The following is an 18,124-nucleotide window of genomic DNA, read 5'->3' as shown; positions in this document are numbered from 1 at the left end:
TTGTTTGGGTTAGGAGAGGAAGGAATCCTCGGGGATGAAGCCTCCGTCGAGGACCTGGACAAGGTTCTCAACCTGCTCATCCTTGTCGCGGCCAAGGCCGGACGGGGTAATCGTGTTCGTCAGGGAGATGCCGTCGAGCGCGTCCTCGTAGTCTAGCTTTCCGACGGAGAGCATCGAGGCGAGCATGCCGTGGGTGTCCGCGCCGTTCTCGGGATTGGCGCCGGGGCTGAACGGCGTGCCCTTGCGGTGGCCGGACGGGAAGCTGCCCGTGGCCTTGCCGTAGACGACGTTCGACGTGATCGTCAGGACCGACTGCGTCGGAATGGCGTCGCGATAGAGCGGAATGGCCTTGATCTTGTCCATGACCGTGTGGACCACCGTCGCCGCAATGTCGTCGGCGCGGTCGTCGTCGTTGCCGTAGCGCGGGAAATCGCCCACGGTCTCGTAATCGACGACGAGACCCGTCTCGTCGCGAATGGGAGTGACCTTCGCGTACTTGATGGCCGAAAGCGAGTCGGCGACGATGGAAAGCCCGGCGATGCCGCATCCCATCGTGCGCACGATGTCGGAATCGTGCAGGGCCATCTCGATGGACTCGTAGGCGTAACGATCGTGGCAGTAGTGGATGATGTTGAGGGCCTCAACATACGTGCCGACCACCCAGTCGAGCATCTCTTCGTACTTGTTCCACACATCGTCAAACTCGAGCGGGCCGTCGCCCTGAACGGGCTCGAACCCTTCGACGATCTGCTTGCCCGACATTTCGTCGCGCCCGCCGTTGATGGCATACAGAAGCGCCTTTGCAGCGTTGACTCGGGCGCCGAAGAGCTGCATCTGCTTGCCGACCCTCATTGGAGAGACGCAGCATGCGATGGCGGCGTCGTCGCCCCAGCGGTCGCGGATTTGGGGATCGGACTCGTACTGGATCGACGACGTCTCGATCGAAATCGCGGCGCAGAAATCTTTGTACCCGGCGGGAAGGGCGGGGTCCCAGAAGATCGTGATGTTGGGCTCGGGCGCAGGGCCGAGGTTCCTCAGCGTCTGAAGAAGGCGGAAGGCCGTCTTCGTCACGAGCGTGCGGCCATCGTCGCCGAAGCCCGCGTCGGACCACGTGGCCCAGTAGGGGTCGCCGGAGAAGATCTGGTCGTAGTCGATGGTGCGGAGGAAGCGGACGATGCGCAGCTTGATGACGATGGCGTCGATCATCTCCTGAGCGTCGGCCTCGGTGATGAGCCCGGCCTTGAGGTCGCGCTCGAAGTAAATGTCGAGGAAGGCGGAGAGGCGGCCGATCGACATTGCGGCGCCGTCCTGGCTCTTGACGGAGGCAAGGTAGGCGAAGTAGGTCCACTGGACGGCTTCTTTGGCGTTCTTGGCCGGCCCCGAAATGTCGAAGCCGTAAGCCGCGGCCATCGCCTTGAGTTTCTTGAGAGCCTTGATCTGCTCGGCGTGCTCCTCGCGGTAGCGGCCCCAATGCTCGGAGAACGGCGCATCCGCAACGGAATCTTTGGCGGCCTGCTTTTTCTCGATGAGATAGTCCACGCCGTAGAGGGCCACGCGCCGATAGTCGCCAATGATGCGGCCACGGCCGTAGGCGTCGGGCAAACCGGTGATGACGTGGGAAGAGCGGGCGGCGCGAATGCGCGGGGTGTAAATGTCGAAGACCGCGTCGTTGTGCGTCTTGCGGTATCTGGTGAAGATCTCCTTGACCTCGGGGTCGGGCTCCTTGCCTGCCTCCTTGATGGCGGTCTCGACCATGCGCCAGCCGCCGTTGGGCATCATCGCACGCTTGAGCGGCACATCGGTTTGAAGGCCGACGCAGACGTCGTCGTCCTCGCTGATGTAGCCCGCGGGGAAGGCGTCGATGTCGGCCGGGATCTTAGTGTCGACGTCGTAGACGCGGCGCTTGCGCTCTTCGGAGAGGTACTCCTTTTCAAGAGTGTCCCACACGCGAAGAGTCTTCTCGGTTGGGCCCGCAAGGAAGGACGCGTCGCCTTCATACGGGGTGTAGTTCTTTTGGATGAAGTCGCGGACATCGATGGTCTCAGTCCAGTTGCCGGGGACGAAACCCTTCCATGCCTCGGTGTCGACGGCGGTGTCGGTTCCCATAATCCTCTTCTTCTCTTGATTTGGAGTCCAGCGGATATCTCTAATTTTGCCCCGCGAAGGAGCACATGACCACTCGGATATGGTGACCGTGTCCACACGCGCGAAACAAGACCGACTTCTCCGCGGTATAGAGCGAAAAGCTGCCGATGTGACTTTTATCCAACGAGGTACGCGACTTTAGTCCCTTTAAGCTTTCGATTCCTTTCTCCGGCCGAAATCCCATCCACGGTAGAACGTCCTAACACGTGCGGTCCATCGGCCGCCCCGCTCTTCGAATCCGAAGCGTCTCGCACGGGGCACGGAACGCCGCGCACGGAATCCAGAACGTTCGCAGGGCTGCGGAGCCTCGTGCGGGAAGGAGCGAACCGTCGCTCGTAGGGGTCGCGAACCGTCACTCGTAGGGGTACAGGGCGCCGCCGTAGACGATTTCGCGTCCTCCGTCCTTGGACTCGCTTTCGTCTTGAAGCTCCCCTCTGCGCGCCTCGACGTAGGAACTCCCCTCCTCTCGCCTGAAGACGGCGGCCTGCCTTTTTCGCGCGGGATTGAAAAACCACAGAACACAAAGGGCGACAACATCAATCGCAATCGAAACGGGTACGGTCATTTCGCTAGCTTCGTCCAATCCCTCAACCGATACTCATCAAGTTCATCTGCAAATCTACAGAGAGCAATAGGGGATTGAAATCTGCTGAGTGGGGCAATCCCCCATTCCCCCTTCGACGGCTCATGCCCGCACGCTTCACGCCCGGCGTCGGACCGGTTGGCCGCCTCCTGCCAACTTCCGTCAATTCACACGCCGGGCTCAGTCCCGCCAAGGCACATGCCGGAGCGCCGCCCTCGCGGTCTCGAACCCCTCGCGTTTCAAAACGCTCGGCGGCTCTGATCGCGAGGGCGGCGGGAGGATCCGAAGGGACTAAGCGCCGCACCCGTTCCATCCGCCGAGGCGCCGCACTCGTTCCGAATGTCTAGGCGCTGTGCCCTCTTCAAGCGCCGGGGCGTGGTTCCGCCGCTCCAGGCGTCGTCGCCAGACCTAAACGCCAACCTACGCGTTCTTCACCTTTTCCCAGTCGGCCTCGAACTTCGCCAGCCCCTCGGCCGTCAGAGGATGCTTGACGCAATTCTTCAAGGCTCCGAAGGGCACCGTGGCGATGTCCGCGCCCATGAGCGCCGCGGCCGTGACGTGGTAAGGGCTGCGTATCGAAGCGGCGATGATTTCACATTCGTGGCCGAAGTCGTAGTTGTGAATGCAGCGCACGATCTCCTCAAGGCTCGCGACTCCGTCGGAGCCAATGTCATCGACCCGTCCGACGAACGGGCTGATGTAGCGAGCGCCCGCCCGAGCCGCAAGAAGCGCCTGCGGGGCCGAGAAAACCAGCGTCATATTCACCGCGACGCCATCTTCGGCAAGCGTCTTCGTCGCCGCCAGGCTCTCGACGCCGATCGGCAGCTTGACGACGACGTTCGGGGCGAGCCCTGCGAGTCTTTTGCCTTCCTCGACCATTTCCTGCGTCGTCGTCGCCGTCGACTCGGCAGAAACGGGCAGGCCCTCGCAAATCTCGCATATTTTCACCATGTGCTGCTCGAAGTCGGCCAGTTTTCCGCCGGTCTTCGCGTACAGGCTGGGGTTGGTGGTCACGCCCGACAGAGCGCCCCAGCTCATCGCCTCCCGGATTTCGTCCAGATCGGCGGTGTCAATAAAGAACTTCATTCGAGTTTCCTCGTCTTCCTCGGGCGTCGCTGCCCGATCGATGTCGCGAAGGCACAGACGCCGTGCATCGCGTGAAAATGAGGCGCGCCCGGGAGGCGCCCGAACCGCCCCTCTATATTATGCGCCGGGTTTCGCGCCAAAAGCCAAAATCGCACCCGCGCGAGCCTCATGAAGTTCGAAGGGCTTGCCCCCGCGGCATCCGCAAATCGTCGAAGGCCGCCGGGCAGCCACAGGTCACCAGACCTTGACGGTGCGCGAATAGACGACGTCGCCCGCCTCATTCTTTCCGATCACGGTGATGGCCCGCGCAACGCGGCTGGGGCCGTTCTGGTCATACTCCAAGTCGCAAGCGTATCGCGACACCCGGCCGCTGCGCTCAAGCCGTTCCACTTCAGCGTCGCACCTGGCCTTCTCCTTAGCGGCCTTCGGAGTTGCGTAGACGGCGTTCAACGAATCTTCAAGCCCTCCTCGCTGAGGAGGCACGAGCAGAACGCGGGTCAAAACACCCTGCTTCACCAACGACTCAGCCTTGTCAGGGGAATCGACTGTGGCAAAGTCCACGCTGACTTTCTTCTTGCGGTTGAAAAGCCCCACAATAAGTTCCTTTCACAAGATTGTAGGAATATGTTTCAGCTTAGCCCACGGTTATCTGGAATGAAAACTCAACGCATAGACAACAGGCGCTGGGGCAAAGCCATGCCGTCGCCGGCCTGCACCATATGTCTCATGACGAAGGCCCTTCTGGGCGCGTCCGGGCACTTGCCGACTGTGCTGGGAGCCGTCGGCCTGCGCCTCTTCTTTCACTCCCACTCGATCGTGCCCGGAGGCTTGGACGTGCAGTCGAGCACCACTCTGTTGACCTCGGGAACGGAATTCGTGATGCGCGTGGAAATGCGGGCCAGAACGTCGTAAGGAAGGCGCGTCCAATCGGCTGTCATCGCGTCCTCGGAGGAAACGGGCCGCAAAACGATCGGGTGTCCGTAGGTTCGCCCGTCTCCCTGGACGCCCACGGAGCGCACGTCGGCCAGCAAGACGACCGGGCACTGCCAGATTTCTTCGTCCAGCCCGGCTGCCGTCAGTTCGTCGCGCACGATGAGGTCTGCCGCCCGCAACGTCTCCAAACGCTCGCGCGTAACCTCTCCGACAATGCGGATTCCAAGGCCCGGCCCGGGGAAGGGCTGGCGCGCCACGATTTTTTCTGGCACGCCCAGCTCGCGGCCCACCGCGCGGACTTCGTCCTTGAACAGCGCCCGAAGGGGCTCGATCAGTTCGAAGGCCATGTCCTCCGGAAGCCCTCCCACATTGTGGTGGCTCTTGATGTTTGCGGCCCCTTGCCCGCCTCCGGATTCGACGACGTCGGGATAAAGGGTCCCTTGGACGAGGAACTTGACCTCGCCTCCTTCGGCGCCGATATCGGCGATCAATCGGGCCTGGGCGGCCTCGAAGGAACGGATGAACTCGCGCCCGATGATCTTTCGTTTGGCCTCGGGATCGCTGACCCCGTTCAAGGCGTCCAAAAAACGCTGAGACTCGTCGACGGCAACGACGCGAATGCCCATTCCCTCCGCGTAATCGCGCTCGACTTGCTCGCGCTCTCCGGCGCGGAGCAGGCCGTGGTCGATGAAAAAGCACGTGAGCTGATCGCCCACAGCGGCGTGGACGAGGGCGGCGGCCACGGACGAATCGACGCCTCCCGAAAGCGCGCATATAACCTGGGCCCCGCCGACCCGCCGCCGTATCGCCTCGACCTGTTCGTCGACGATGTTGCCCGGCGTCCACACGGGCTTGAGCCCCGCGCCTTCGTAAAGGAAGTTCTCAAGGGCGGCCTGTCCGTAGGCCGAATGCCCCACCTCTGGGTGCCATTGCAGGCCGAACAGCTTGCGGCCGCGGTTCTCGAAGGCCGCAACGGGGGTCTGCGAGGTCGAGGCCGTGACCTTAAATCCTTCGGGCGCCGCCTGGACGGCGTCGCCGTGGCTCATCCACACGACCTGGTCGGCAGGAGTTCCGTCGAAAAGGCAGGAGCCTTCAGCCACACTCGCCTCGGTGTGCCCGTACTCGCGGGTCCCCGTTCGGCCCACCGCTCCCCCGAGGGCCTGCGCCATGGCCTGGAAGCCGTAGCAAATGCCGAGGATGGGCACCCCGGCGTCGAAAATCGCGGGATCGAGCGAAGGCGCCCCTTCCTCGTAAACGGACGAGGGGCCTCCCGAGAGGACGATCGCCGCAGGGTCTTTGGCGAGCATGTCGGCCGCGCTGGCCGTGTGGGGAACGATTTCGGAATAGACGTCGGCTTCGCGCACTCGCCGTGCGATGAGCTGGGCATACTGCGCACCAAAGTCGACGACGAGGACCGGACGTGGATTGCTAGTCACGCATCAAGGATAGCGGCACCGCCGTTCGAGGGCTGCTCATTCCCAGCGATCGAGAGTCTGGGCGGATTTCAATGCAACCTCCAATCCATTCGCCGGATCGACGAACTCCAGCCGCGCGGCCAGGAGCTGCAAATCCCCGCCGTCGCGCACCTCCGGGTACAGCCAATCGCCGACGATCGGAATTCCGAGGTGGCTCATCGTGACGCGTATCTGATGTGTGCGGCCAGTTTTCGGTTCGATTTCGTACAACCCCAGCCCTCGGCGCTCGTCGGCCAATCGCACCGTCGTAACCGCATTCGGCTGCCCGTCGACCACCAGCGCCTTCAACGATCCGCGGGGTTTGGCGAGAGCCAACGCGACGGTCTGAGCCTCGACGAAACGATCGTCTGCAGGGGCGACGGCCAGGTACGCCTTTCTCACCTCGCGCCGCTCGAACAGCATTTGGTAGGGAGCGCGCCACCGCTTGGCCAGCGTCAGGAGCAGCACGCCCCGCGTGGCAGCGTCGAGCCTATGCGCCGCAACGATCTCAGGATTGGAGAAGTGGCGCCTCGCGGCGATGGTGACGGTCTGGGCCACGTGCTTGCCGCGGGGCATGGTCGCCATCCCGGCAGGTTTGTCGACGGCGATCCAACGATCGGTCCCGCCGACGACGTCAAGTTCGAGGGGCGCGTCGGGCTCGTCGGGGATCGGCCGAAATACGAAGACGCTTGAACCGCGCTTGACGGATTGCTGCGGAGCCAGAGGGTTCGCGTCGGCGTCGACGACGTCGCCCGCCGAGAAAGCCGACGCGATGCTTTCCTCCGGCAGGCGCGGGAACGCTCGGGCGACGGTCTCCCAAACGGCGCCGCCTTCGGCGCAAATCGCCGTAGGCCGCAAACCGTCTCGGGTGGGCCCCTCCCTCGTGCATCTCGTGCGCGCGGCGTCTCGAGCAGAAGCAAGGCCCGCCGCCTGGTCCATCACCCTTTCAGGGTAGCCCGAACTTCCATACACACGTGCCTCAATTGTGGTGAACTTTTTCGTTCTTCGGAAGAACGTGCTCAGCTTCACGATCCAATGTCCGGCTCCGGCGGCGGCGCACTCCGTCGATGTGGGACAATCGTCACGGAAAAACACGCCGGTCAGAGCACTGCCGGAACGGAAGGAATTGCATCGTGGCATATACCGTCTACTTTACAGCTGCGGAAACCAACTGTCCCACCCAAGAGGTGGCAAAGGAGTACCTCAAGGCACTGGGTTCGGTTTACGGCAGGGTCGGAGTGTTCCGATCCTTCACAAACGGCCCCATTGAAGAGGACGCCGCCTTCCTCGGCCTCCTTCAGTCCATCGGGCGGCGTGAGGACGCCGAGCGAGCCTGGGGGACAACACGCGCAAGTTACGTCGTCGACGAGGAAAACGCGATGAACGCGATCCTTCGGCGTTACAGCGACTACGCCAGGGACTTCGATGCGGTCCTCGTCGTGGGCCTCCTCGAGGGCGACCCGGTCCTTCCCGGCTCGCTCGACCGCGCGGGCCGGGCAGCCGCCCACCTCGGCTGTTCGCTCGTCATGCTCGTTTCGGGCGACAAGCGCACGGGCAAACAGGTCGCCGCGGTCACGACGCTCGCCGCCGCGGAAATCACGAAGGAGCACGCGCCCATTGCCGCCACGGTCGTGGTGGGCGCCTCCGACGAGGTTCGGCGGGCCTTGAGCGACTACAAAAACTCGCCGGTGGTCCTCATCCCGGACGCGGCCGATCCCAAGCTCACGCCCCAGGCCGCAGACATTCTCTTGGAAGGCATCGCCAAAGGCTCCGACGTCGTCACGCCCTTGAGCTTCACGTTCGCCCTCGTCGAGAAGGCGCGCTCGAACAGGCAGCGAATCGTCCTGCCCGAATCCGAGGACGACCGCATTCTCTACGCCGCGGCCGAATGTCTGGAGCGCGAAATCGCAGACATCGTGATTCTAGGGGAGAAGGAGGAGGTCGATGCCCGCGCGGCGGAGCTCGGCCTCGACCTGGCCGGCGCAAGAATCGTCTCCACAAGCGACCCAGAGCTGCTGGACAAGTACGCAACCGAGTTTGCCCGCCTCCGCGCGAAGAAGGGAGTCACCTACGAGCAGGCGCTCGAAACGGTCAAGGACGTCTCCTACTTCGGCACGATGATGGTGCACATGGACGACGCAGACGGAATGGTCTCGGGGGCCGCCCACACGACGGCTCACACGATTGTCCCCTCGTTCCAAATCATCAAGACGAAGCCGGGGACCTCGATCGTCTCTTCCGTTTTCCTCATGCTCATGGCCGACCGCGTCCACGCCTACGGCGACTGCGCGGTCAATACAAATCCGACCCCCGAGCAGCTGGCGAACATCGCCGTCTCGTCGGCCAAGACCGCCGAGGAGTTCGGGGTGGACCCGAAGGTGGCCATGCTCTCCTACTCCACGGGGGATTCCGGCAAAGGCCCCGACGTCGACGCGGTCGTCGAAGCGACTCGTCTTGCACGCGAGCTCAAACCCGACCTCCTCATTGAGGGGCCCATCCAATACGACGCCGCCGTCGACGCCGCCGCGGCAGCCAAAAAGCTTCCGAACTCGCCCGTGGCCGGGCGGGCGACGGTCTTTGTCTTCCCCAGCCTCAACGCGGGAAACATCGGGTACAAGGCGGTCCAGAGGACGTCGGGCGCCATAGCCGTGGGCCCGGTGCTTCAGGGGCTGAACAAGCCCGTCAACGACCTCTCGCGGGGCGCGTTGGTCGAGGACATCGTCAACACCATCGCGATCACTGCCGTCCAGGCTCAGCAATCCGCCCAGGCTCAGCAATCTGTCTAAGCAGAGCGGCACGGGCCCGGCGATTCGCCCGGGCGGAAAGCCAAGGGCCAGCATCCCGTCCGGGTCCGCCGTCCGCCTCGGCCAGGCGAACCTCCCGGCCGGACAATCGCAGCCTCGGCCCAACACCAATCGCCCAAACTCAACAACCTTAAGCAAAACAGGTAAGGACATCATGTCAGTTCTCGTCATCAACTCCGGCAGCTCGTCGATCAAGTACAAGTTGATCAACCCCAGCTCGGGCGAGGAGGTCGCCTCGGGGCTCGTCGAACGCATCGGCGAGGAAACCGGCCACATCAAGCACGAGTACGGCGAAAAGGGCCGAGAGATCGATGGCCCCGTTCCCGATCACACGGTGGGAATGGAGACCGTCCTCAGCCTGTTTGAGGAGATCGGCCCGTCGCTGACGGACGGATCGATCAAGGCCATCGGCCACCGCGTGGTTCAGGGCGGAAAGTACTTCGACGGCCCCGCCCTGGTCGACGACTCCGTCGAAGCGCGGATTGAGCAGCTGTGTCCGCTCGGCCCGCTTCACAACCCCGCCCATCTCATCGGCATCAGGGTGGCGCGCCGTCTGCTGCCGAACGTCCCCCACGTCGTAGTCTTCGACACCGCCTTCTTCCAGTCGCTTCCGGACGAGGCAGCGACGTACGCGATCGACCGCGAAATCGCGGAGAAACATGAGATTCGCCGCTACGGCGCCCACGGGACGTCGCATCAGTACGTCTCGGGCCGTGTCTCTGAGATCCTCGGACGCGACGACCTTCGGCAGATCGTGTTGCACATCGGCAACGGCGCCTCGGTGTCGGCAGTCGTCAACGGTTCGGCGGTGGAGACGTCGATGGGGCTCACGCCGCTTGAAGGCCTCGTCATGGGCACGCGCACCGGCGACATCGACCCGGCGGTCGTCTTCCACCTCGCGCGCACCGCGGGCATGGACATCGACGAGCTCGACACCCTCTTCAACCGCGGCTCCGGTCTGAAGGGCCTGACTGGACAAAACGACATGCGCGCGGTGCGCACCCTAGCGGCCGAGGGAGACGAGAACGCAATTGAGGCGTTGGCGGTCTACGCGCATCGAATCGTCAAGTACATCGGTGCATATGCCGCCATCATGGGAGGCCTCGACGCGATAACCTTCACGGCGGGGGCGGGCGAGAACGACGCCGACCTAAGAGCCGACGTCATAGGCAGGCTCGCGGGCTTCGGCGTGAAAATCAACGCCGACTTGAACGCCGCCCGCTCGAAGGAACCCCGAATCCTCTCGACCCCCGACTCAACGGTCGCAGTGCTCGTCGTCCCCACGAACGAAGAGCTCGCCATCGCCCGCCAGGCGATGAGCCTGGTCGAATGACCGCCGATAGAGGCCGAATCGAAACTCAAAGGCAAATTGGAGCCGGAAGGCAAATTGCGCTCGAAAGGCGGAACTCGGCAAGAAAAGGGCGCTGCTGAAAGGCCGATCGCGGCTAAAAGGTGAGCGGAAACTCAGAGACGCCGCTCACCTTTTAGTCGAGTCTGTATTCGTTCCAGTATTTAGGAGAGCCGTCTTTTCCTTGCGGAACGCCAACGGTTCCCTTACTTCGGTATAGGAATGTCCATACGACATGCGGAACATTCGATGGTTGAACGTGGTGAGTTCTTCCCGTAAGATGGCGGCGTATTCATCCAGGGATTGGTTTTCTAATCCCATCGTCGTAACCGTCTAAAGGTTTAGTAGCTTAAGCTAGGTTTTATGCGCTCTCGCTCGGATTTCCAACGTCCTCGTCCAAATACTCGCCGTTACGACGAGCCGCCCGCTCGTCGCACCGGAACCGACGCGGATCTTCTCAGCTCCTTGGAACAACTCGATGGCAAGACATACGGTGCATACAAGACCGTCATCGGAGATTGGGACTACGGCACTTTCCAGGTCATGATCGACCGGATCCAGGCCGACCCGTTTGCGCCGCCGTCGCTTCTGAGAGTTCAGTCGACACCGGAAAAGATGGGGCTTCCCACGAGCCTCATTGAGACGCGCGAGCAGCGCATTGCAGTCGCCGACTTCCTCATCAGGACCTTTGACCGCGAGATTCAGAGCCACGGCCGCGGCGCCGTGCAGATCGCCAGAACCGGCCAGGAGATACTCGAGCGTTCAGCTTGCTCAGTGTCCGCAGACCGAATCGAGCTGCGATTTCAGGTGCAGATGCCCGCGCGAGGCAGGATGATCTTGGGGCGCACTGCAGCCGAGATTTTCGATCGCGACGTGCCCGACGCCATCGTCAATACCCTCGACTTCACGTCCTCTGAAGCCGCGGACGATCTGGAGGCGATGCGCGCCCACGTCCACACTTACGAGGATTACCACGCGCTGCAGAAGGCTTTGGCCGACAACGGGTGGATGGCCTTCGTGGCCGACGGGTCGATGTTGGCCCGCCTTTCCGGCGTTTCTCAGCTCCCGATGGAGGACGCCGTCGCTTTCGAGTCGCCTGAATCGCTGCGCCGCGAGGTCACCCTCCCCCACGCCGGCCTCGTCAAGGGAATGGCGATCGAACCGGGTGTGACGGTCATCGTCGGCGGCGGCTACCACGGCAAATCTACGTTGCTCAACGCCCTTCAGCGCGGCGTCTACGCCCACATCCCCGGCGACGGGCGCGAATTGGTTGCGACCGTCGACGACGCGGTGAAGGTTCGGGCGGCCGACGGGCGCGCCGTCACCGGCGTCGACGTCTCCCCGCTCATCACCGAGCTTCCCGGCGGCGCGGACACCGCTCGCTTCACCACCGAGAACGCCTCCGGCTCAACCTCCCAAGCGGCCTCGATCATGGAGGCCATCGAGCTCGGCACACGCCTGCTGCTCATCGACGAAGACTCTTCGGCGTCCAACCTCCTCATGCGAGACTCTCGCATGCGCACGCTCGTGGAATCCGAGCCCATCACTCCCCTGGTCGATCGCATTCGCGCGCTTGCCGACACCGGCGGAGTCTCGACCCTCATCATCACGGGCGGGACCGGAGATTATCTGGACGCAGCGGACAGGGTCATCATGCTCGACACCTATAAGTGCTACGACGTGACGGACAGGGCGCGCGAGGTGGTCGAAGAGCAGCCGCGCAAACGAACGGACGAGCCTTGGCCCATTTCCGAGTCCAAGCGCTGTCCGCTTCCCGAAAATGTGCAAAGCGACCGTCCGAAAACGAAGGCGGCCGGGACGGACGGCATCATCCTGGACAACCAGACGATCAGCCTTGCCGACGTCGAACAGATCGTCGAGAGCGGCCAAAGCGAAGCGATCGCCTGGATCGTGCGGGGCATGCTCGAGCACGTCTGCTACGGAGAACTCACCGTCGGCGAAGCTCTCGATCAGGTAGAGCGCATGCTCACGAGCGGCGGGCTGGACACTTTGAGGCGTTTCGGAGCGCGCGAGTATCCTGCCTTCCTCGTGCGGCCTCGAAGGGTCGACGCCGGAGCGGCGCTTAACCGCTTCCGCGGGCTCAAGCTCTCCGACTGACGCAGTCTCGCCCAGTCGGAGACAGCCCTGTGCTCTGGCTGAAGCGAATCCTATCGACGCGGTGCCCCGCCCAACGGCTGGGGCACCGCTGTTTTTCCGACCCCGAACCGCCTCCAAGCCGCTGTCTGAAACGGGCGGCCGCAGTCAATCATGTTTGATGAGTCAACCATGCCCGATTCCGTAGGGACGTTGGATCCCTTTCTAATATGCCGCTCCACTTTTGCGCAGCTCCGGAAGGCCGCCTGAGCTGGCGGCTCACATGTTGAAACATCCCGCGAGAGCGTTCATGCAGTGCTAAGGTTTGCGTATCACGTCAAACTTCTGAAAGGAAGCGCACATGGGCGACCTCAGTTTTGACCGCGTAAGGGCGGGAATCGGGGCAACTCGGCTTTGCAACAACCTCGCACCAGAGCGTTCTTCAAGTCGCGCAGTGCGTGAACGGGCCAAGCAAGAACGGCTAGAGTCCGAGAAGCTCCGCGTTTCAGCGCCTGGTGGGAAACTCTCATGAACTCGCGAAAACCTCTCAGAAACAGCAGGTCACTTGTGGCTTTCTTGCTGTCCTTGTTCGTCGCCGTCTCGGGATGCGCGTCGTCTGAAAGCCGTCAAACCGGCTCTGCCGGGACGTCGTCGACCCGCGGATCGGCTTGCGCCATGTCAACCAAACGAGACCTCTCCGGTCCACGCGCTCTCGGTCATAGCGGGGACGTTTCCGCTCAGGCCCGTTGGGACTCCGCCAGAGCCGACGCCAAAAAGGCAACCCAAGTCTTCATGGCAACCAACGGTCGCCTGAAAAGCAAGATCGGACAAAGGGACCTCGAGTATTTCAAGACTGCATACGGCGAAAGAATGGCCAAGGATCCTTTCTTCGCCAATGCGTTTGGGCTGACATTAGGCGCGAACAACACTCTGAGACTGGCGTCGCTTGCCAGCACAACCAATCACTTCTCTGAGGACTCCGCCAGAGAGGTGCGCGCCATCCTTGGAAGCTCTCTCATACTCACCACCGGAGGCCTTCGAAACAGCCTTGACGCGGATGGCCGCAATCTTTGGAATGCCTGGAACGCCGGACTCGACGGGATCAAATACGACTTCGACACATCGTTGAAACAACAAAGAGCGAGGTACCTGGACGGCTTGAACGAGTTAGGCCCGAGCTATTGGAACGGGAAAGAGGCATCTGCCAAGGGGGCCGGAAAACCCGGGTATTATCTCATCAGCGGCATGATAGCCGACGCTGCGAAAAGCTGTGCGCACTTAGGATTGGGAGATGCTTTTCTCAACGGAAAACACGCGATAGCGGATGACATCGTCAGCTGGGACTACAAGCATCCCGGCCCGTTTGCCCCTCCAAATGTGGAATACCGCCCTCCGCTGACAAAAACGTGGGATCCAATTCAAAACATGTTAGTCGGGATGGGCGGCAATGCCGCAGCCTCACGCACTTTTTTGGCGACGGAAGCGCCGTTTGCTGTAAAAAACACTGTCGATCAACCAACGAGCTTAGTCCGTTACCTTGTTGGACATAGACGCCTTCTTCCATATCAAAGTGAAAACGAAATGTTCTACTTGGACTATGGGAATGCTCTCGGTGAGATCATCGACGAAGCGAGTTCGGACACCCACCAACCGCAGTCGCCGTATGTAGTTCGAGAGTTTCTGCAAGGCTACACCGATGGGCTGTCTCAATCGGACGCCGAGTACGAGGGGCAGGATCGTTTTGGCTACTTCAATCGTGGCCTGAGAGAGAAATCCGGAGACATTCTCAAGGAATACGGATCAGACCTCGCCGACGAAATAAGTGGTCCGACGGGAGTCGCGGGCGCCACAGCAGGAAGCTCAGGAAAGAAAGGCGACTACCATTTAGCGCTGACTCAGAACCTAGTAATGTCCATGCATAAAGCGGACTCCGACTTCTTCAAAGACATAGCTTTCAGCAAGAAAGCGAAGTCGACGCTCGTAGACTCTTTGAAGAGGGGATTTGAAAAGAACTTAGAAGCAGCTTATCGAGAGAATAAAGGATCTTCATCCTCAGAAGATATTAAATATGAAATAAAAATAATTAAAACTAAGTATATCAACATATTCAATACGATTGACACGGAATCACTTGCTGCAGACTTGTACATGACGGAGGACGGATCGCTAAGCGATTTAAACACTATAAGCTTGCAAATTATAGCCCAAGGAGCAGGCTCTTTCCCTGAAGACCAGATAGGGGGCATGCTCGCAGACGCGAAACTGGGCGGCAATGGACCCGCCTCGTCAGAAAGCAACGAAGATGAAATTAAAGTATGTGAAAGGCTCCTAAGAAGGAGAACGAGATTGAGTTCCAATGTCGACAATGCAGAAGTCAAAACAATGACTCGCATAATAGTCAACGAAAACGACACTAGCTATAAGAATCAAGCCATCGAGTTCAATAGAAAAGTAACCGACAGCAATCGACGTTTTATGGACGAGCAGGGCAACTGGTTGGTTGGAATCAACCCCAAAACTGGTGTCGTCACAGGGGACGACGCCCGCGTGCAACAGTACATTAACTTCGTGAAAACAGGTTGGAGGCCTTAATGCGCCCCGCAAAGCGAGCCGTTCCAACTCTGTTTCGGCTATCGGTTCACTTGACCGGCGCGCCGAACGGCGCAAAACAATGTTGTGTCCCTTTAAAACGTCGAGACACCGAAAACGAGATGATTGGCCAATGAAGACTGTCAAAGGGAGTAGATCTGTGAGCCAACAGCCCAGCCGTAAGTTTTTGATCGTCAAGCGTTTCTTTCGAGCGTTTGCCCTCGTGGCGTGCATTGTGGCGTCTTCAACGAGGAGCGCCTCACCCGAGCTGGCCCCTCTCAACACGTATCGGAGTGACTTTGCATCGGTGTCGGTAGGCAGACATCACCTTTGTCTGAAAACAAAAGGCCAAGAGGTCTACTGCTTTTTCCCCAATCTTAAAAAGGGCAATCACCGCAGCCTTGGAAACATTGTTCCTTTGGAGCCTTTAGACAAAAAGGTTAAAGCTGTTTTTTACACGGATTACAACATCTGCACAACCGACAAGGTTGACGCTCTCAAGTGCGGCGGTTTCAACGACAGGCGACAGCTCCGCAGAGACGCGGATTACAATCACTTGTCCTATATTTTCTCACCGGAGGCAGTGACAGACGTTGCCGGTGCGGGGGATCATCTGTGTGCGGTTGTCGAGGGGCAGGTGCGGTGTTGGGCAGGCAATTCCTACGCCCAGAGCACCGGGGAGGTCGGCTCTCCGCCCGGCGACGTCTACCCGGAAGACTCGCGCCCGGTGGCCTTGCCCGAGACAGTCGACCAGGTCACCGCCTCCGAAGGGTCGAGCTGCGCCCGAGGCGCATCCGGATCGGTCTACTGCTGGGGAACCAACCGCCGCGGCGAACTCGGCGTGGCGGCCGACATCGGCCGCCACGCGCCCCACCCAGTCGTCAAAGTCCCCCTGCCGCGCCCGGCGGTCAAACTCTTCGACCGGCGCACCGCCACATCCTGCGCGGCCCTGGACGACTCCTCGGTCTATTGCTGGGGAGGCATCCGCGCCCCCGGCGACGCCTACGCCCCCGGCCCGGTCCGCCTGGCCACAGGCACGGCAATCACGGACATGTCGGGACAGATCGCCCTGACCGCCGCCGGCCGGCTCGTCTACGTCGAGCCCGGCCCCTACAACCCCGCCACACGATCCATTCCCGCTGTGCTCACGGCCCTGGACGCCCGCGGACGCGTCGTCGCCATCTCCGGCCACCCCCACGGCATCGACTGCTGGGTCACCGCCACCGGAGCCGCCTACTGCCTCAACACCGACAAACAAACCGTCCAAATAGCACAAGAGTGAGGGGCAGCAAGGCCTAAAAGCTGAAAGGCGACAAAACCGGAAGACAAAACGATCCCCGACACGCAGGGACGCCGACAGCCTCCCCGCAACGAGGACTCCCGTCCCCAACCGATCCCGCACCCGAGAGCGTCGATTCGCACTTTTTCAACGGTTAAAAACGGGCGGGCGGATTGCTCCGCCCGCCCGTTCTCGTCAGCACTCGCTCTCCTGGTCAGCCCTCACGGAACATTACGCCCATTGAGCCCTCGGGGTAGTGCCACTTGAGCAGTCCCGGAGCCGCAACGGCGCGGCACGTTCCGCATTCGAGGCAGGCGGCGAACTCCACGGAGATCGTGCCGTCGGGTTCCTCGGAGTAGACGTGGGCGGGACACACCTTGACCAACACTTTGCCGGCCCCGGTGGCCTTCGCTATCTCCTGGTTGACCTCGATATGCGAATTGCCTTCGTCGACTTCATAGACGTTCTTGCCCAGGCGGGCGGGAACGCTGCCTTCGAAAAAATCAGACATTACAGAAACCTCACTGCCTGGAAGCCAATCTTGGCCATCCGTCGAATCTTCAAACCAGATGCCTTGAAAGCAGACAATGCGGTTGGAAGGATGTGCTTGCGGGGCGTCAGATCGAGGTTGTACACGCCGTACAGCACGTCCGCCAGCATCAATCCGAGATCGCCGTACATTTCATCGTTCTCGAGGAAGTCGGGCGCCTTGGCGTACGTCGCCATGTCCTTGCCTACGAAGGACTTCTTATACTCGGCGATGTATCGTTCCAACCCCACACGGCTGCAGTCCCCGGTTTCCAGCGCGTGATCGACGGCCGTGGCGGCGGCGACGGCAGAACCGGCTGCAAGGTCCATCCCCCGAACCGTGAAGCCGGTGTTGAGGGTGAAGCCGGCGGCGTCTCCGATCACAACGAGCCCGTTGCGGACCAGATCGTGCTGCATCTTCTCCCCGCCCTCGGCCACAAGATGGCAGCCGTACTCGAGGAGCTCACCGCCCTCCAGGAACGACGCGATCGCCGGGTGCGAGAGGAAATGATCGTGCAGATCCGAAGAGGACTTGCCCTTCTTCGTCAGATCGTCCAGCCGTGCGACGATGCCGATGGAGACGGATTCCTTGTTCGTGTACATGAATCCGCCGCCAGCCACGCCCTCGGTGCAGTCTCCGACGACGGCGTAAGCCGCTCCTTCGTCGCCGACGAGGTTGAAGCGCTTCTTCACCTCGTCCTCGCCGAGGTGAATCACGGACTTCACGCCCACCGCCAGGTTCTCCAACGGTTCCTTCCCGCGGATCCCCGCGTCTTGGGAGATGAAGGAGTTGACGCCGTCGGCCGCGACGACGACGCGGGCCCTCAGCTCGTCCTCGCCGGCCCGGATGCCGACGAACCGCCCGCCCTCGCGAATGATCCCGTCGACCTTGACGCCGGGCATGATTGTCACGCCCGCCTCCTCCGCCTGCTCCGCGAGCCACGGATCGAACTTCGCCCGCAAGACCGTGACGGCGTTGACCGGCTCGGCCAGCCGCGAGTCCCAGTAGTCGACGTTCACGAAGTTAGTCGGGTTGAGGAAGCTCAAACAATTGCGGGTGATGCGCCGTTCGATCGGGGCTTCCTCAATGAAGTTCGGGAACACCTCCTGCATGACGCGACAGTAAAAGACGCCGCCCGACAGGTTCTTGGACCCCGGCTCCATTCCCCTCTCGACAAGGAGGACTTCGCGCCCTTTCTTCGCTAGCAGGTAGGCGCAGACGGAACCCGCCACTCCCCCGCCGACGACGATGACGTCGAAATCGTAGTTCTCTTCGGTCAT

At 61.5% G+C, this 18,124-nt stretch carries 13 protein-coding genes; 5 read left to right on the top strand and 8 right to left on the bottom strand.

Features of this window, described 5'->3' with window-relative positions; genetic code table 11:
- Window positions 1–9: 9 nt before the first annotated feature.
- The 6 genes from pflB to A4H34_RS05755 form a co-directional block, all read right to left on the bottom strand.
- Window positions 10–2,106, bottom strand: coding sequence for a formate C-acetyltransferase (gene pflB / locus A4H34_RS05780; RefSeq protein ID WP_009199109.1), 2,097 nt, complete (start codon window positions 2,104–2,106; stop codon window positions 10–12).
- A gap of 391 nt (window positions 2,107–2,497) precedes the next feature.
- A complete protein-coding gene (locus tag A4H34_RS05775; protein WP_009199111.1) occupies window positions 2,498–2,710 on the bottom strand; it encodes a hypothetical protein in 213 nt (70 codons plus the stop codon).
- 438 nt (window positions 2,711–3,148) lie between these two features.
- Window positions 3,149–3,814, bottom strand: a complete 666-nt coding sequence (fsa, locus tag A4H34_RS05770) for a fructose-6-phosphate aldolase (protein WP_009199113.1) — start codon at window positions 3,812–3,814, stop codon at window positions 3,149–3,151.
- A gap of 234 nt (window positions 3,815–4,048) precedes the next feature.
- Window positions 4,049–4,408: a hypothetical protein gene (locus A4H34_RS05765; protein ID WP_064231358.1), complete on the bottom strand. Its 360-nt coding sequence runs from the start codon at window positions 4,406–4,408 to the stop codon at window positions 4,049–4,051.
- A gap of 206 nt (window positions 4,409–4,614) precedes the next feature.
- Entirely contained in the window at window positions 4,615–6,183 is a 1,569-nt protein-coding gene (guaA, locus tag A4H34_RS05760) for a glutamine-hydrolyzing GMP synthase (protein WP_064231357.1), read from the bottom strand.
- Between the two features lie 36 nt (window positions 6,184–6,219).
- Window positions 6,220–7,140: a pseudouridine synthase gene (locus A4H34_RS05755; protein ID WP_064231356.1), complete on the bottom strand. Its 921-nt coding sequence runs from the start codon at window positions 7,138–7,140 to the stop codon at window positions 6,220–6,222.
- Between the two features lie 194 nt (window positions 7,141–7,334).
- Here A4H34_RS05755 and pta point away from each other — a divergent pair, with 194 nt between their 5' ends.
- The 5 genes from pta (at window position 7,335) to A4H34_RS05730 (ending at window position 16,318) form a co-directional block, all read left to right on the top strand.
- Complete coding sequence (gene pta, locus A4H34_RS05750; protein ID WP_040322747.1) at window positions 7,335–8,987, top strand: phosphate acetyltransferase; 1,653 nt, start codon at window positions 7,335–7,337, stop codon at window positions 8,985–8,987.
- Between the two features lie 172 nt (window positions 8,988–9,159).
- Window positions 9,160–10,338: an acetate/propionate family kinase gene (locus tag A4H34_RS05745; protein WP_064231355.1), complete on the top strand. Its 1,179-nt coding sequence runs from the start codon at window positions 9,160–9,162 to the stop codon at window positions 10,336–10,338.
- Between the two features lie 378 nt (window positions 10,339–10,716).
- On the top strand, window positions 10,717–12,471 hold the full coding sequence (locus tag A4H34_RS05740) for an ABC-ATPase domain-containing protein (RefSeq protein WP_064231354.1): 1,755 nt from the start codon (window positions 10,717–10,719) through the stop codon (window positions 12,469–12,471).
- A 651-nt stretch (window positions 12,472–13,122) separates the two neighbouring features.
- Complete coding sequence (locus tag A4H34_RS05735; protein ID WP_156510271.1) at window positions 13,123–15,039, top strand: hypothetical protein; 1,917 nt, start codon at window positions 13,123–13,125, stop codon at window positions 15,037–15,039.
- A gap of 580 nt (window positions 15,040–15,619) precedes the next feature.
- Window positions 15,620–16,318 (top strand): RCC1 domain-containing protein, encoded by a 699-nt coding sequence (locus A4H34_RS05730; RefSeq protein WP_231870964.1) that lies wholly within the window; start codon window positions 15,620–15,622, stop codon window positions 16,316–16,318.
- Between the two features lie 211 nt (window positions 16,319–16,529).
- Here A4H34_RS05730 and A4H34_RS05725 read toward each other — a convergent pair whose 3' ends face one another.
- Together A4H34_RS05725 and A4H34_RS05720 are read right to left on the bottom strand one after the other, a co-directional pair.
- Complete coding sequence (locus tag A4H34_RS05725) at window positions 16,530–16,826, bottom strand: ferredoxin family protein (RefSeq protein ID WP_009199125.1); 297 nt, start codon at window positions 16,824–16,826, stop codon at window positions 16,530–16,532.
- On the bottom strand, window positions 16,826–18,124 hold the full coding sequence (locus A4H34_RS05720) for an FAD-dependent oxidoreductase (protein ID WP_064231351.1): 1,299 nt from the start codon (window positions 18,122–18,124) through the stop codon (window positions 16,826–16,828). Before A4H34_RS05720 ends, A4H34_RS05725 begins: the two co-directional genes overlap by 1 nt.

The sequence above is a fragment of the Peptidiphaga gingivicola genome (assembly GCF_001652275.1).
Taxonomy (GTDB): domain Bacteria; phylum Actinomycetota; class Actinomycetes; order Actinomycetales; family Actinomycetaceae; genus Peptidiphaga; species Peptidiphaga gingivicola.
This window is presented reverse-complemented; position numbering and strand designations above follow the sequence as displayed.